The sequence below is a fragment of the Pseudomonas sp. genome (genome assembly GCF_033723075.1).
Classification (GTDB): Bacteria; Pseudomonadota; Gammaproteobacteria; order Pseudomonadales; family Pseudomonadaceae; genus Aquipseudomonas.
The window spans coordinates 51,628-65,522 of sequence record NZ_JAWVXU010000018.1 but is presented as its reverse complement, the minus strand read 5'-3'; the positions used below and the strand labels follow the sequence as shown (position 1 = coordinate 65,522).

The 13,895-nt window shown below is 61.9% G+C and carries 9 protein-coding genes; 3 read left to right on the top strand and 6 right to left on the bottom strand.

Annotated elements, in window-relative coordinates; genetic code table 11:
* Nucleotides 1-6: 6 nt before the first annotated feature.
* Both R3355_RS19260 and R3355_RS19255 read left to right on the top strand, forming a co-directional pair.
* Nucleotides 7-4,755: a PilC/PilY family type IV pilus protein gene (locus tag R3355_RS19260; protein WP_318962652.1), complete on the top strand. Its 4,749-nt coding sequence runs from the start codon at nucleotides 7-9 to the stop codon at nucleotides 4,753-4,755.
* A 2-nt stretch (nucleotides 4,756-4,757) separates the two neighbouring features.
* The gene (locus R3355_RS19255; protein ID WP_318962651.1) at nucleotides 4,758-5,201 is read left to right on the top strand and encodes a type IV pilin protein; all 444 of its coding nucleotides are present in this window, start codon (nucleotides 4,758-4,760) and stop codon (nucleotides 5,199-5,201) included.
* 318 nt (nucleotides 5,202-5,519) lie between these two features.
* On the opposite strand, the gene ispH is transcribed toward R3355_RS19255, so the two are convergent.
* From ispH to murJ, 6 genes are all read right to left on the bottom strand, one after another.
* Complete coding sequence (ispH, locus tag R3355_RS19250; protein WP_318962650.1) at nucleotides 5,520-6,464, bottom strand: 4-hydroxy-3-methylbut-2-enyl diphosphate reductase; 945 nt, start codon at nucleotides 6,462-6,464, stop codon at nucleotides 5,520-5,522.
* A 249-nt stretch (nucleotides 6,465-6,713) separates the two neighbouring features.
* Nucleotides 6,714-7,151 (bottom strand): peptidylprolyl isomerase, encoded by a 438-nt coding sequence (locus tag R3355_RS19245; RefSeq protein ID WP_318947439.1) that lies wholly within the window; start codon nucleotides 7,149-7,151, stop codon nucleotides 6,714-6,716.
* On the bottom strand, nucleotides 7,148-7,648 hold the full coding sequence (lspA, locus tag R3355_RS19240) for a signal peptidase II (RefSeq protein WP_318962649.1): 501 nt from the start codon (nucleotides 7,646-7,648) through the stop codon (nucleotides 7,148-7,150). The genes R3355_RS19245 and lspA overlap by 4 nt, the downstream gene beginning before the upstream one ends.
* Nucleotides 7,649-7,729: 81 nt before the next feature.
* Nucleotides 7,730-10,561 (bottom strand): isoleucine--tRNA ligase, encoded by a 2,832-nt coding sequence (ileS, locus tag R3355_RS19235; protein WP_318962648.1) that lies wholly within the window; start codon nucleotides 10,559-10,561, stop codon nucleotides 7,730-7,732.
* 10 nt (nucleotides 10,562-10,571) lie between these two features.
* Nucleotides 10,572-11,510 carry a bifunctional riboflavin kinase/FAD synthetase gene (ribF, locus tag R3355_RS19230; protein ID WP_318947442.1) on the bottom strand — a complete coding sequence of 313 codons (939 nt, stop codon included), beginning with the start codon at nucleotides 11,508-11,510 and terminating at the stop codon, nucleotides 10,572-10,574.
* A 120-nt stretch (nucleotides 11,511-11,630) separates the two neighbouring features.
* Entirely contained in the window at nucleotides 11,631-13,175 is a 1,545-nt protein-coding gene (murJ, locus tag R3355_RS19225) for a murein biosynthesis integral membrane protein MurJ (protein WP_318962647.1), read from the bottom strand.
* Between the two features lie 211 nt (nucleotides 13,176-13,386).
* Between murJ and rpsT the strand changes: the two genes are divergently transcribed.
* Nucleotides 13,387-13,665 (top strand): 30S ribosomal protein S20, encoded by a 279-nt coding sequence (rpsT, locus tag R3355_RS19220; protein WP_172143820.1) that lies wholly within the window; start codon nucleotides 13,387-13,389, stop codon nucleotides 13,663-13,665.
* The last annotated feature ends 230 nt before the right edge of the window (nucleotides 13,666-13,895 follow it).

The following is a 13,895-nucleotide window of genomic DNA, read 5'->3' as shown; positions in this document are numbered from 1 at the left end:
TCCATCATGAACAAGCGCCTCACAGCGTTTCATCGCTTGGCACTCAGCACCATCGCCAGCCTCCTGGTACTGCACAGTGCGGTCAGCTATGCGGACGACACCGAAATCTTCTTCGGCGGTTCAGCCATCGACGACAGCGTGCGGCCTAACGTGCTGTTTGTCCTAGACAACTCAGGTTCCATGGCCTGGCGTCTGGATAGCAACAGCAACCCTTCGGGCAGCCAACAATCACGGATGCAGGTACTCAAGGAGTCCTTCGCAAGCATCATCAACAACGCTGGGGCCATCAATGCCGGGATCATGGTGCTCAACAGCCGTAGCGCTTATGACGATACACGCATGGTCTACCCGGTCACGAACATTGATACGGAGCTGCCAACGTCGGCCCAGATTGTCGCCAGCACGCCAAGAATCGAAGTCAGCGGTGATGATGCCAGCCAGCGCGTAGCGCCTAGCGTTCAGAACGCTGACATCAGCAGTGCCTCGCTGACCATGGGCGCGCTTTCCGTCGCGACTCAGGTGCCAGGCAGCAACAGCAAAGCCTTGCCCAACAGTGGCTCTTTCTATCTAACCAGCGCTGGCTATGCTTGCGCCCTCAACCCTTCGGCCCTGACCCCCGTGGCCGGTCGGCCTAGCGCCCAGTGCAGTAACGACTCCGCGCTTCCTACGCTGAACCTGAGAGATTCAAACGCCGGTAATACTGCTCTCTTCTTATTCCCTGCAGTTAACCACCCGGCCAACTACACCATTACCAGTGCGTATCTGGAACTCACGCCAACCAACAACCAAGACTATAGCGACCGCCCCAGGCTTGATATTGACATTCAACGCTCCAAGATCCCGGAGGCACTCAACGACAGCTCCTTGCTCAATCCCCCTGGCAACCCTAGAAGCTTCATCAGCTCGTCTCCCCGCGCGTCCAGCTGGAAATCCGGACAGACCGCCCAGTTCGATATCACCAGTTCAATACAAGACCTGCTGGACGATGATGCGAACCCCATCGGCGACATGATCATCAAGTTTCGCGCGCGACAAAACAGGGATTACACCTTTAATGCCCAAGGTGCAGTTTCAAATGTAATGCCGCGTATCGTCATCAACTACTCGGCTCCAGGTACGCAAACCGAAGAGCGCATGGGCGCGCTACGCTTCCAGAACGTCGGCATCCCACGTGGCGCTACCGTCGCGTCCGCAGTCCTGAGCTTTACTCCGGCGGCATCCAATAGCGACCCGGTCACCTTTGTCGTGAAGGCGGAAAATACCGGCGACGCGAACGTACTCACCTCGTCCAACTTGACCACCCGGGGCAAAACCACCGCCACGGTAAACTGGACCGCACCCGAATGGATCAATGACAACCCTCCCGTAGAGGTTGCCGGCCCGGATGTAACCACACTGGTGCAAGAGGTCGTTGGTCTCTCCTCTTGGTGCGGCAACAACTCGATGGCGTTCTACCTGACCCCGAATTTGCAACCCGGAGAAACCGGATCGCGCATCGCTCATAGCATCGACGGCGCCCCCGGCCTGCAACCGACCCTGACAGTGACTTACACCGGCGGCGAGGGCGGCTGTCTGAACCCAATCATAGAAGCCAGTGTCACCAACCCCAAAAACGATGCTTTTCAGGCCAACGATGGCAGCATGACCCTCGGAGGGAATACCCTGCCGGTAGATCGCAGTCGCTTTGGTGCACGTTATGAGGGGATGCCGATCAACAGGGGGGCGACCATTCTGGACACCCAGGTCATTCTGACGCCTGCCAACACGATCACCACACCTAACACCAGCACCACAGTGCGCTTCGAACGAAGCGACAGTGCTGCTCCATACACAGCAAGTACTTCAGATATCACCAACCGTGACGATGAAGCGGATAGCACTTGCTCGATCAGCCAGTGGAGCGCTGGCGTTCCGGTCATCTGCAATGGTTCCCAACTTCGCAGTGGCCTGCAAAACATCGTTAACCGCAGCGGTTGGCAGCCCGGCAATGCCGTCAGCATCATGTCCGTGCAGTCCAGTGATACCAGCCTTGAGGTTCAAGCCTACGAGAGCAACCCGGCACAGTCCGTCAAACTGCGTATCAAGCTCGCACATGGGGGGCTCTCCAGCAGCACCAACACTGTCCGCACACACCTGAACGCCCTGGTCCAGTCCATGACCACTGGCAACGGTACTCCGATAGTCCCGACTATGAACGAAGCGGCCCGCTACCTGCGGGGTAGCCGCTCCGGCTTCACCAGCCCCATCACCAGCGCGTGCCAAACCACCCATTTGGTGGTACTGACCGACGGCCAGGCCAACGGCAATGGTGCACAAAGCTCAATCGGCAGCCTGATCGGCAGCAGTTGCTCTAGTGATGCGTCGGACTATGACGAACAGTGCGGTCGCAGCCTGGCCACCTGGATGGCTGACGTCGACCAATCCAGTACCACTGGCGATAACTTCATCACCACCCACACCATCGGCTTTGCCTTGAGCGCCCTCGCCCCCAATACCCAGCCACAAACCTTCCTTACTGCCATGGCGAACAACGGCAAAGGCAAGGCATACACCGCCGAAAACGCCTCTGAGCTGAGCGCAGCCTTCAGCCAGATCCTCCAGGATGTATTGAGCACCGACACCACATTCGTCAGTCCGGGCGCCACGGTTAACCAGTTCAACCGGCAGAGCAATAAGAACGAGGTGTACTTCGCCCTGTTCAAGCCGTCGGAAACCAACCGTTGGGTAGGCAACCTGAAGCGTTATGCCCTCAATAGCGGGCCCGGCGACATCATCCTCGATGCCGACAATGTCGGTGCCATTGACCCTAATACGGGCTTCTTCAAAACCACGGCCCGCAGCTTCTGGACCACCCCCGCCGACGGCAACAATACTGCGCTCGGCGGCGCAGCCGGCAAGTTACCCTCCAGTGCCAGTCGCCCGGCCTACACATATATAGGCGGCTCACCGGTAACTCCGGCGACTCTGACTGACAGCGCTTACCTCATCAAGGATGCCAACGCCCTCGTTACAGCAGAAAAACTTGGCGCCTCAGATGCAAGTGAGCGTACCGCGCTGATCAACTGGATCCGCGGACTCAACGATGATGGCAGCGCCCGCAAAGCCGTGGGCGACCCGCTGCACTCGGTTCCACGCCTGGTGACCTACAAGTGCAACAGCTTCAGCGACGCAGCCCTGACCCAATGCGCCAGTGAAGAACAAACTGCGTTTGTCGGCACCAACGAAGGCTTCGTGCATGCGTTCAACACCAACACCGGCGTTGAGCAGATGGCCTTCATGCCGCAAGAGCTGTTGGCCAACATCAAGGATCTGAAGGCCAACGCCCGCTCCACCACGCTTGCCCCGCGCAAATATGGCATGGATAACACCGTGGCGGTCTGGGTCAACGACCTGAACCGCAACGGGGTCATCTATGGCGGCCGCGATCCTGCCGCATCGCCACCCGCGCTTTTGTCCAGCGGTGTCAATAGCGGAGAGTTCGTCTATGCCTACGCCACCATGGGCCGGGGCGGACGCAATCTCTACTCGCTGGATGTAACCGACCTCAACAGTCCCAAGCTGCGCTGGTTCATCACCCCGTCGACACCAGGCTTCGCCCGGCTGGGCCAGACTTGGTCGACCCCGGTAGTGACCAAAATCAAGATCAACAACACCGTGACACAGGTACTGATTTTTGCCGGCGGCTATGACGAAAGCCAGGACGACGTCTCCATCCTCAACCAGAACAAGGACGGCACCGCACGCGCCCAAGACGCCTACGGCAACGCCATCTACATCGTCAATGCGACAACCGGTGCCCTCATCTGGTCCGGCAGCAACGAAGCCAGCAATACCTCCGCGCAGGCCCACCAACAACTGAGCAAGATGCTTTACAGCATGCCCAGCAGCCTGCGAGCCATCGACATCAACCGTGACGGCCTGGCGGATCAGTTCTTCGTCGGTGACATGGGCGGCCAAGTCTGGCGCTTCTTTATCAACAATGGCAACGCTGCCAGTAGCCTGGTCAGTCCCCTCGACAGCGGCAGTGGCACAACCGGTGACGGGGTGTTTGCCAGCGTGATACCTGCCGACACTGGCAGTGAAACCGACATGCAGAAAAAGGCCAAGCTGCGCCGGTTCTACAACGAACCCGATGTTGCCCTGCTCACGGTGAACGCCGGCAAAGCGCTGGTCGTCAACATCGGCTCGGGCTATCGCGGCCATCCGCTGGATACCGGTGCCGAGGATCGCTTCTATTCGTTCAGAACCCCGATTATCGGTAGCAACGCGAGCCACACCATCCTTACCGAAGCTGCCATGTACGACGCAACGCTCAACCTGGTCCAGGAGGGCAGTGCCACCGAGAAGGCAGCTGCTGCTACCGCATTCGCCAACAACACCGGCGGCTGGTATATCCGTATGGAAAACAGTGGCGAGAAGGTTCTTTCGGAGGCGACGACTTTCTCTGGCCAGGTATTGTTCAATACCTATGAACCCAATTCGAACTCCGCCAATAGCTCGTGCAAGGCTGTTCAGGGTACCGGTCGCGCTTATGCAGTCAATCTGTTCGATGCCACCCCCCCTCTGCAGTGGATCGTAGGTTCGCCAGACCGCGGCGATAGAAATCGTATTCTTATGACCGCAGGCATACCGCCCAAGCCGCTTATTCTTTTCCCGGATGGAAGAGAGACACCGACCGTGTGCAACGGCCCCGAATGTGACGACCTGGATGTCGACAGCACCGTCGGCCCAACCTACTGGATTGATGAGCTCTAATGATGAAAAAGCGCGTGACCGGCTTTACCCTGATCGAGCTGATGATTGTCATCGTCATCATCGGCATACTCGCCGCCATCGCAATCCCCAACTATCAGGGCTACGTCAGGCGTGCCACTTGCGAAGATGCCAAGGCTTCGCTGGTGGGAGCCGCCAACGTGCTGGAGCGCTTCCGCTCACAGAACAGCACCTATGTGGGTGTTGTTTTAGCGGGCAGCGGCTATGACCAAAGTCCGGTAGACGGCAATGCGCAGTTCAACATTGTCGCCGCGAACCTGACAGCCACGGCCTATCTGTTGACTGCAACACCTATCGCAGGCAGCCGACTGGTCGGCCGTGGAACCCTGACATTGACCTCCGCCGGGGTCAGAGGCGCCACCAACGGCGCCACCGCACCTGGCTTTCTGACGGCGGACGTTTGGAACAGCAGCTGTCGCGGATTATAAGAAGGGGGATTCCGGCGAGCTGCACGCCGGATCAGTCGAAGGTCGGGCGGATCCGTTAAGGGCAGTCTTGTAAACGAAAAACCCTCGGAGAAATTTTCTTCCGAGGGTTTTTCATTTTGTGGTCCTGGCTTCGACTACTTCAAGGCCCACATGCGGACGAAACGCCAAAGGTAGGAGCCAACCGCGATCCGTAGGGGGCGTCACTCACCGAAGGCAGTGCGCCATGGTTCAGCTGTGCGGCGCAAACCTTGGCGGGCTGTCGCTGTGTTCCGAGCGGCCGGCGTCCCGGGCGGGCCGCCCTACTTCTGTCGCGCAGGCTCACACCTGCCTTACCCGCAATTCCTTCGGCATCGAGAACGTCACATTCTCCGGCCGCCCGTCCAGCTCACTCTCCCCTGTCGCGCCCCAGGCTTGCAGTTGGCTGACTACGCCGCGCACCAGCACCTCCGGCGCCGAGGCACCGGCGGTGATGCCGATGCCGGCTACGCCGTCGAACCACTCGCGCTTGAGGTCTTCGGCGCCGTCGATCAGGTAGGCCGGGGTGCCCATGCGCTCGGCCAGTTCGCGCAGGCGGTTGGAGTTGGAGCTGTTGGGGCTGCCGACCACCAGCAGCACGTCGCACTCGGCGGCGAGTTGCTTGACCGCGTCCTGGCGGTTCTGGGTGGCGTAGCAGATGTCGTCCTTGCGCGGCCCGCCGATGCGGGGGAATTTGCTGCGCAGGGCGTCGATGACCTTGCTGGTGTCGTCCATCGACAGGGTGGTCTGGGTGACGAAGGCCAGGGCCTCGGGGTTGCGCACCTGCAGGCGCTCGACATCAGCCTCGTCTTCCACCAGGTAGATGGCGCCGCCGTTGCTGGCGTCGTACTGGCCCATGGTGCCTTCGACTTCCGGGTGGCCGGCGTGGCCGATCAGGATGCATTCGCGACCCTCGCGGCTGTAGCGCACCACTTCCATGTGCACCTTGGTCACCAGCGGGCAGGTGGCGTCGAAGATCTTCAGGCCGCGCCGTTCGGCTTCGTTGCGCACGGCCTGGGACACACCGTGGGCGCTGAAGATGACGATGACGTCGTCGGGGATCTGATCCAGCTCCTCGACGAAGATGGCGCCGCGTGCGCGCAGGTCTTCGACCACGAACTTGTTGTGCACCACTTCATGACGCACGTAGATCGGCGGGCCGAAGACGTCCAGGGCGCGGTTGACGATTTCGATGGCGCGGTCGACACCGGCGCAGAAACCGCGGGGATTGGCGAGTTTGATATGCATGGTGACTCTCGGCACGCGGGGACTTGAGGATGAAGAGTGTAACGCGGGATCACTCGTAGGGTGGGCCTGGCCCACACTACGACCGGGTTGAACCCTCAGACTGCACCGAAACATAGTGTCTACGGCGATTTGATCGGCATCGGCACTGTGCAAATGGCAGTGTAATATGGCAAGACCGGGGGGCGGCAGTGGCCGCCGGCCGGAAGAGCTTCGCGGCTAAAAGCGCGCCCACAGAAGCACAGTCGCTGGCTAGAGCGCTTTGACCTCGATGATTTCCACGTCGAAACTCAGGGTCTTGCCAGCCAGCGGGTGATTGAAGTCGATGGTCACCTGGCTGTCGTCGAAGGCCTTGACCACGCCCGGCAGCTCGGCATTGGCGGCGTCGTTGAAGATCACCAGCAGGCCGTCGGAGAGCTCCATGTCCTTGAACTGGCTGCGCGGCATGGTCTGCAGGTTCTGCGGGTTGGACTGGCCGAAGCCATGCTCGGGCAACACCTGCACGGTGCGCTTGTCGCCAGCCTTGAAGCCGAACAGCGCCGACTCGAAACCCGGCAGCAGGTTGCCATCGCCGACCTTGAAGGTGGCGGGCTGCTTGTCGAAGGTGCTGTCGACCACGTCGCCGTTTTCCAGCTTGAGGGCGAAATGCAGGGTGACTTCCCTGTCCGGGCCGATACGTACATCAGTCATGGGGTGGTTTCTCCGGACTTGTGGCTTTTGAACATATCCAGCGCCAAGAGGATGGCGCCGAGGGTGATGGCGGCGTCCGCGACATTGAAGGCCGGGAAGTACCAGCGGTGTTGCCAGTGGACCAGGACGAAGTCGACCACATGGCCGAATATCACCCGGTCGACCAGGTTGCCCAACGCGCCGCCGAGTACCAGCGCCAGCGCCATGGCCAGCCAGGTTTCGTCCGGTCTAAGGCGCTTGAGCCAGACCACCAGCACGACGCTGATGACGATGGCGATCAGGGCGAACAGCCAGCGCTGCCAGCCCGATTCGCCAGCCAGGAAGCTGAAGGCCGCGCCGGTGTTGTAGGCCAGGGTCCAGCTGAAGTAATCGGGGATCACCACGATCTGCTGGTACAGGGTCAGTGCGTTGTCGAAATAGAACTTGCTGACCTGATCGATCACGAACACCAGCAGGCTCAGCCACAGCCAGGGCAACCTGCCGAAGCGGGCGCTCATGAGCTACAGACCTTATGTTCGAATGCGGCCCCGAGCCCCTCAGCCCCGGCCCCTCTCCCGGCGGGAGAGGAGAGGAAATCATCACGCATAGTGACGAACCTCGCCGGCGCCTTCGATATTGTCCACGCAGCGGCCGCAGATTTCCGGGTGCGCCGGGTTGACCCCGACGTCTTCGCGGTGGTGCCAGCAACGGGCGCACTTGGGGTGGGCCGATTTGACGATTTTCAGTTTCAGGCCCGCCACTTCGGTCTCCACGGCATCGGCCGGCGCGCTGCTCAGCGGCGCCAGGCTGGCGGTAGAGGTGATCAGGACGAAGCGCAGCTCGTTGCCGAGCTTGCCGAGGTCGGCGATCAGGCCGTCTTCGCCATACAGGGTCACTTCGGCCTGCAGGTTGCCGCCGATGGCCTTGGCCGCGCGCAGCCCTTCCATTTCCTTGTTCACCGCGACCTTGACCGCCATGACCCGCTCCCAGAACTCGCGGCTCAGCTCGAGATCCTGCGGCAGCTCGCTCAGGCCCTGGTACCAGCCATTGAGCATCACCGATTCGTTGCGCTCGCCCGGCAGGTACTGCCACAGCTCGTCGGCGGTGAACGCCAGCACCGGCGCGATCCAGCGCACCAGCGCCTCGGCGATATGGAACAGTGCGGTCTGGCAGGAGCGCCGCGCCACGCTGTCGGCGGCGGTGGTGTACTGGCGGTCCTTGATGATGTCGAGGTAGAAGCCGCCCAACTCCTGCACGCAGAAGTTGTGCACCTTCTGGTAGACGTTCCAGAAGCGATAGCTGTCGTAGGCTTCCTCGATCTCGCGCTGCAGCAGCAAGGCGCGATCCACCGCCCAGCGGTCCAGGGCGAGCATGTCTTCGGCCGGCAGCACGTGCTGCGCCGGGTCGAAACCGCTGAGGTTGGCAAGCAGGAAGCGCGCGGTGTTGCGGATCCGCCGGTAGGAATCGGCGCTGCGCTGGAGGATCACCTTGGACACGGCCATCTCGCCGGAGTAGTCGGTGGACGACACCCACAGGCGCAGGATGTCGGCGCCCAGGCTGTCGTTGACTTCCTGCGGGGCGACCACGTTGCCCAGCGATTTGGACATCTTGCGACCGTTCTCGTCGACCACGAAACCGTGGGTCAGCAGCTCCTTGTAGGGCGCGTGACCGTCGATGGCGCTGCCGGTCAGCAAGGAGGAGTGGAACCAGCCGCGGTGCTGATCGGAACCTTCCAGGTACAGATCGGCGCGCGGGCCAGTGGCGTGGCCGAGCGGATGGGAGCCGCGCAGCACATGCCAGTGGGTGGTGCCGGAGTCGAACCAGACATCCAGGGTGTCGCTGATCTTGTCGTACTGCGCGGCCTCGTCACCGAGCAACTCGGCGGCATCCAGCTTGAACCAGGCTTCGATGCCCGCCTGTTCGACGCGCTGGGCCACGGCTTCCATCAGCTCGGCGGTGCGCGGGTGCAGTTCGCCGCTTTCCTTGTGCAGGAAGAACGGGATCGGTACGCCCCAGTTGCGCTGACGCGAGATGCACCAGTCCGGACGGCCGGCGATCATGCTGTGCAGGCGCGCCTGGCCCCAGGCCGGAACGAAGGCGGTCTGTTCGATGGCGGCCAGCGCCCGCTCGCGCAGGGTGTCGCCCTCGTTGGGCTGGGTGTCCATGCCGACGAACCACTGCGCGGTGGCGCGGTAGATCAGCGGGGTCTTGTGCCGCCAGCAGTGCATGTAGCTGTGCTGGATGGCTTCGTGCTTGAGCAGGCAACCGACTTCGTCGAGCTTGGCGACGATAGCCGGGTTGGCCTTCCAGATGAACTGGCCGCCGAAGAACGGCAACGACTCGACGTACACGCCATTGCTCTGTACCGGGCTGAGAATCTCGTCGTTGCTCATGCCGTAGCCCTTGCAGGAACGGAAGTCGTCCTCGCCGTAGGCCGGTGCCGAATGGACGATGCCGGTGCCGGCGTCCAGGGCCACGTAGTCGGCCAGGTAGAGCGGCGCGAAACGTTCATAGAACGGATGACGGAAGCGGATCAGCTCCAGCGCCTCGCCCTTGGCGATGGCGATCACCTCGCCCTGCAGGCCGTAGCGCGCCAGGCAGCTCTCGACCAGCTCTTCGGCCAGCAGCAGCAGCTTGTCGCCGGTATCGACCAGGGCGTAGTTGAATTCGGGGTGGACGTTGAGCGCCTGGTTGGCCGGGATGGTCCAGGGCGTGGTGGTCCAGATCACGATGCTGGTGGGCTTGCCCAAGCTGGCCAGACCGAAGGCGGCGGCCAGCTTGTCGGCATCTTCGACCGGGAAGGCCACGTCGATGGCCTCGGATTTCTTGTCCTGGTATTCCACCTCGGCTTCGGCCAGCGCCGAGCCGCAGTCGAAACACCAGTTGACCGGCTTCAGGCCCTTGAACACGAAGCCGTGCTTGACCATCTCGGCCAGGGCGCGGATCTCGCCGGCTTCGTTGGCGAAGTCCATGGTCTTGTAGGGGTTGTCCCAGTCGCCGAGCACGCCGAGGCGGATGAAGTCGGCCTTCTGCCCTTCGATCTGCGCGCCGGCGTAAGTACGGCAGCGCTCGCGGGTCAGGTCCGAGGGCTGGTTCTTGCCGAAGGTGGTCTCGACCTTGTGCTCGATCGGCAGGCCGTGACAGTCCCAACCCGGTACATAGGGGGCGTCGTAGCCGGCCAGGGTCTTGGAACGGGTGATGATGTCCTTGAGGATTTTATTGACCGCATGACCGATATGAATGCTGCCGTTGGCATAGGGCGGGCCGTCGTGCAGGACGAACTTGGGCCGGCCTTCGCCTTGCGCGCGCAGCTTCTGATACAGGCCCATCTCGTTCCAGCGCTGCAGAGTCTGCGGCTCGCGCTGCGGCAGGCCGGCCTTCATCGGAAACTGGGTATCAGGCAGGTTGAGCGTAGCTTTGTAGTCGGTCATCTCAGGCTCTTTATTTAAGCGGTTGGCCCTGCCAATGGGCACGGGCGGCGGCAATATCGGCAGCAATTGCCGTCTTCAGTGCCTCGAGGGAGGCGAAACGCTGCTCTTCTCGCAGCTTGTGGTGGAATGCCACCGTCAAACGCCGGCCATACAAATCACCGGCAAAATCCAGCAAATGCACTTCGAGGTGGGCACTGCCATCGCCGGCCACGCTCGGACGCACGCCGATATTGGCGACTCCCGGCCACGGCTGACCGTCCACCTCGGTGCTGACCAGGTACACCCCGCTCAGTGGCACGCGCTTGCGCTTGAGCTGCACATTGGCGGTCGGCGCATCCAGCTGGCGCCCCAGCTTCTGCCCGTGCAACACACGCCCGGCGATCTGGAACGGGCGACCAAGCAGGTGTTCGGCCAGGGCGAAGTCGCCCGCGGCCAGGGCCTCGCGCACCCGGGTGCTGCTGACGCGCCTGCCATCCAGCTCGACCGTCGCGGCGGCCTCGACGCTAAAGCCTTCGCGCTCACCGGCCTGCTCCAGAAAGGCGAAGTCGCCGACCCGGTCGCAGCCGAAGCGGAAGTCGTCACCGACCTCCAGATGCTGCACGCCCAGGCCTTCGACCAGCACCCTGTGGACGAATTCGGCGGCACTCAGCTCGCGCAAACGCGGGTTGAAGCTCAGGCACAGCACCCGATCGACACCTTCGGCGGCCAGCAACGCGAGCTTGTCGCGCAAACGCGTCAGGCGCGCCGGCGCCGTGTCGGGGCCAAAGAATTCACGCGGCTGCGGCTCGAAAATCACCACGCAACTGGGCAGCGCCAACTCGGCCGCGCGCTCACGCAAACGCGCCAGAATGGCCTGATGGCCACGATGGACGCCGTCGAAATTGCCAATAGTGGCGACACAGCCCCGATGCTGGGGCCGCAAGTTGTGTAGGCCTCGAACCAGCTGCATAACGCGCTTCTTGCTCATAAAGTGGCCGATTATACCCATGCTCGGCCCTCGGGCGTAGGGTCGATCGGCAGACAAGCATAATGCCGCGCTCAAACCCGGCCACACGGGGCCATTCGCGGATCAATGACGCAGATGGCGCATGCGCAGCCCCAGCGCCAGCAAGGCGCCGACAAACGCCAGCAACCCACCGCCGACCAGCAGACTCAGCCAGAGCACGCGCTGCTGCCAGCCCCAGACGAACCACTCGGCCGGCGCCACGTTCAACCACCAGACCAGCGCCACCATGGCCGCGCAGGCGCCGACCAGGCGCAGGCCGTACAGCCCCCAACCCGGCGCGGGCCGATACACACCGATCTTGTACAGGCCCCAGAACAGCAGCACGGTATTGAGCAACGACGACAGCGAGGTCGCCAGCGCCAGACCGACGTGCTGGAGTGGCCAGATAAGGATCAGGTTGAACACCATGTTCGCCACCATGCAGATGATCGCGATGCGCACCGGGGTTTTCAGGTCCTGGCGAGCGAAGAACGCCGGCGCCAGCACCTTGATCAACATGAAAGCCAGCACCCCGAGCGAATAGGCGCGCAGCGCAGCGGCCGACTGCAGCACGTCACGCTCGGTCATCGCGCCATAGTGGAACAAGGTAGCGATCAACGGCTCGGCGAGGATCGCCAGGGCCAGCGCCGCCGGCACCCCGACCAGCAACACCATGCGCAAGGCCCAGTCTATGGTTGCCGAAAACGCCTTGGGATCGTCGCTGGCGTGCTGGCGCGACAGGCTCGGCAGAATCACCGTGCCGATGGCAATACCGAACGCACCCAGGGGCAGCTCGGACAGGCGGTCGGCGTAATACAACCAGGACACGCTGCCGGTCTGCAGCAGCGAGGCCAGCACGGTATCGAGCAGCAGGTTGATCTGGCTGACCGACACGCCGAACAGCGCCGGCACCATCAGCAGCATGATCCGCCGCACGCCCTCGTCGCGCCGCACTTTGGGCGTGGGCAGCAGCTTGAGCCGCGCCAGGAACGGCAACTGGAACAGCAACTGGGCGACCCCGGCGATCAGCACACCCCAGGCCAGGGCCATGATCGGCTGATCGAAATAAGGCGTCAGGTAAATTGCCGCCCCGATCATGCTGATATTCAGCAGCACCGGGGTAAACGAGGGCACGGCGAAACGCCCGTAGGCGTTGAGGATGCCGCCGCAGAACGCCGTCAGCGAGATCAGCAGCAGGTAGGGAAAGGTGATCTGCAGCAGATCCCCAGCCAGCGCGAGCTTGGCCGGGTCACTGTGAAAACCGGGCGCGAACAGCATGATCAGGTAGGGCGAGCCGACCACGCCGAGGGCGGTCAGGGCGGTCAGCGTCAGCCCCAGGTAGCCCGCGGTGCGGTCGACCAGCTGCTTGACCTCGGCCAGACTGCGCTGCGTCCGGTATTCCGAGAGCACCGGGACGAACGCCTGGGCGAAGGCGCCCTCGGCAAACAGGCGACGCAGAAAGTTGGGAATCTTGAAGGCGATGAAGAATGCGTCGGCCGCCGGACCCGAACCGAAATAGGCGGCCACCACCATATCGCGTATCATGCCCAGCACACGCGATAACAGGGTCATTACACTGACCACCGCGCTGGAACGTAACAAGCCGCCCTTCCCGGTTCGCTCGGACATATGTAACCCCTTAGAAAAGGTCGCCGAGTTTACCGACCCGCATGGATGCTGGGTAGAGCAAGCGGTGTAGCGTCGACTGCTGACGACCAGCAGGCGGGCAGCCGACGAGTAGTAAGCAACATCAAGTCAACAGGCTTGACAATGAACGCCGGCCTCGGCATGATTCGCGGCCTTATTTGTTTGTATCCCCCAGATTTCGAGGAGCTTGACGGTGGCCAATACACCTTCTGCCAAAAAACGCGCAAAACAGGCTGAGAAGCGTCGTAGCCATAACGCCAGCCAGCGCTCCATGGTCCGTACCTACATCAAGAACGTGGTCAAGGCTATCGACGCCAAAGATCTTGACGTAGCAAAAACCGCTTACACCCTGGCTGTGCCGATCATCGACCGTATGGCCGACAAAGGCATCATCCACAAGAACAAAGCAGCGCGTCATAAAAGCCGCCTGAATGGCCACATCAAGGCCCTCAGCGAAGCTGCAGCCGCTTAATAAGCGACTCAGGCTTTACTGCTTAGTTCTTAAAAAACCGACCTCAGGGTCGGTTTTTTATTGCCTGCGCGAACCCAAAACCGATGACTTATCGGCGCGGTATAAACCCTGATGGACTGTCGCTTCGCTCCGATCGGAACGCCGCCCGGACCGCCCTACGCACGTACGCCGCGGAATCTGGGGTAATCCACAATCCGTAGTAGGGTGTCACTCGCCGCAGGCAGTGCACC

Excerpts from the sequence above, each read along its gene's own strand:
- R3355_RS19260 (WP_318962652.1), top strand. The coding sequence starts at position 7 with ATGAACAAGCGCCTCACAGCGTTTCATCGCTTGGCACTCAGCACCATC.
- R3355_RS19255 (WP_318962651.1), top strand. The coding sequence starts at position 4,758 with ATGAAAAAGCGCGTGACCGGCTTTACCCTGATCGAGCTGATGATTGTC.
- ispH (WP_318962650.1), bottom strand. The coding sequence starts at position 6,464 with ATGCATATCAAACTCGCCAATCCCCGCGGTTTCTGCGCCGGTGTCGAC.
- R3355_RS19245 (WP_318947439.1), bottom strand. The coding sequence starts at position 7,151 with ATGACTGATGTACGTATCGGCCCGGACAGGGAAGTCACCCTGCATTTC.
- lspA (WP_318962649.1), bottom strand. The coding sequence starts at position 7,648 with ATGAGCGCCCGCTTCGGCAGGTTGCCCTGGCTGTGGCTGAGCCTGCTG.
- ileS (WP_318962648.1), bottom strand. The coding sequence starts at position 10,561 with ATGACCGACTACAAAGCTACGCTCAACCTGCCTGATACCCAGTTTCCG.
- ribF (WP_318947442.1), bottom strand. The coding sequence starts at position 11,510 with ATGCAGCTGGTTCGAGGCCTACACAACTTGCGGCCCCAGCATCGGGGC.
- murJ (WP_318962647.1), bottom strand. The coding sequence starts at position 13,175 with ATGTCCGAGCGAACCGGGAAGGGCGGCTTGTTACGTTCCAGCGCGGTG.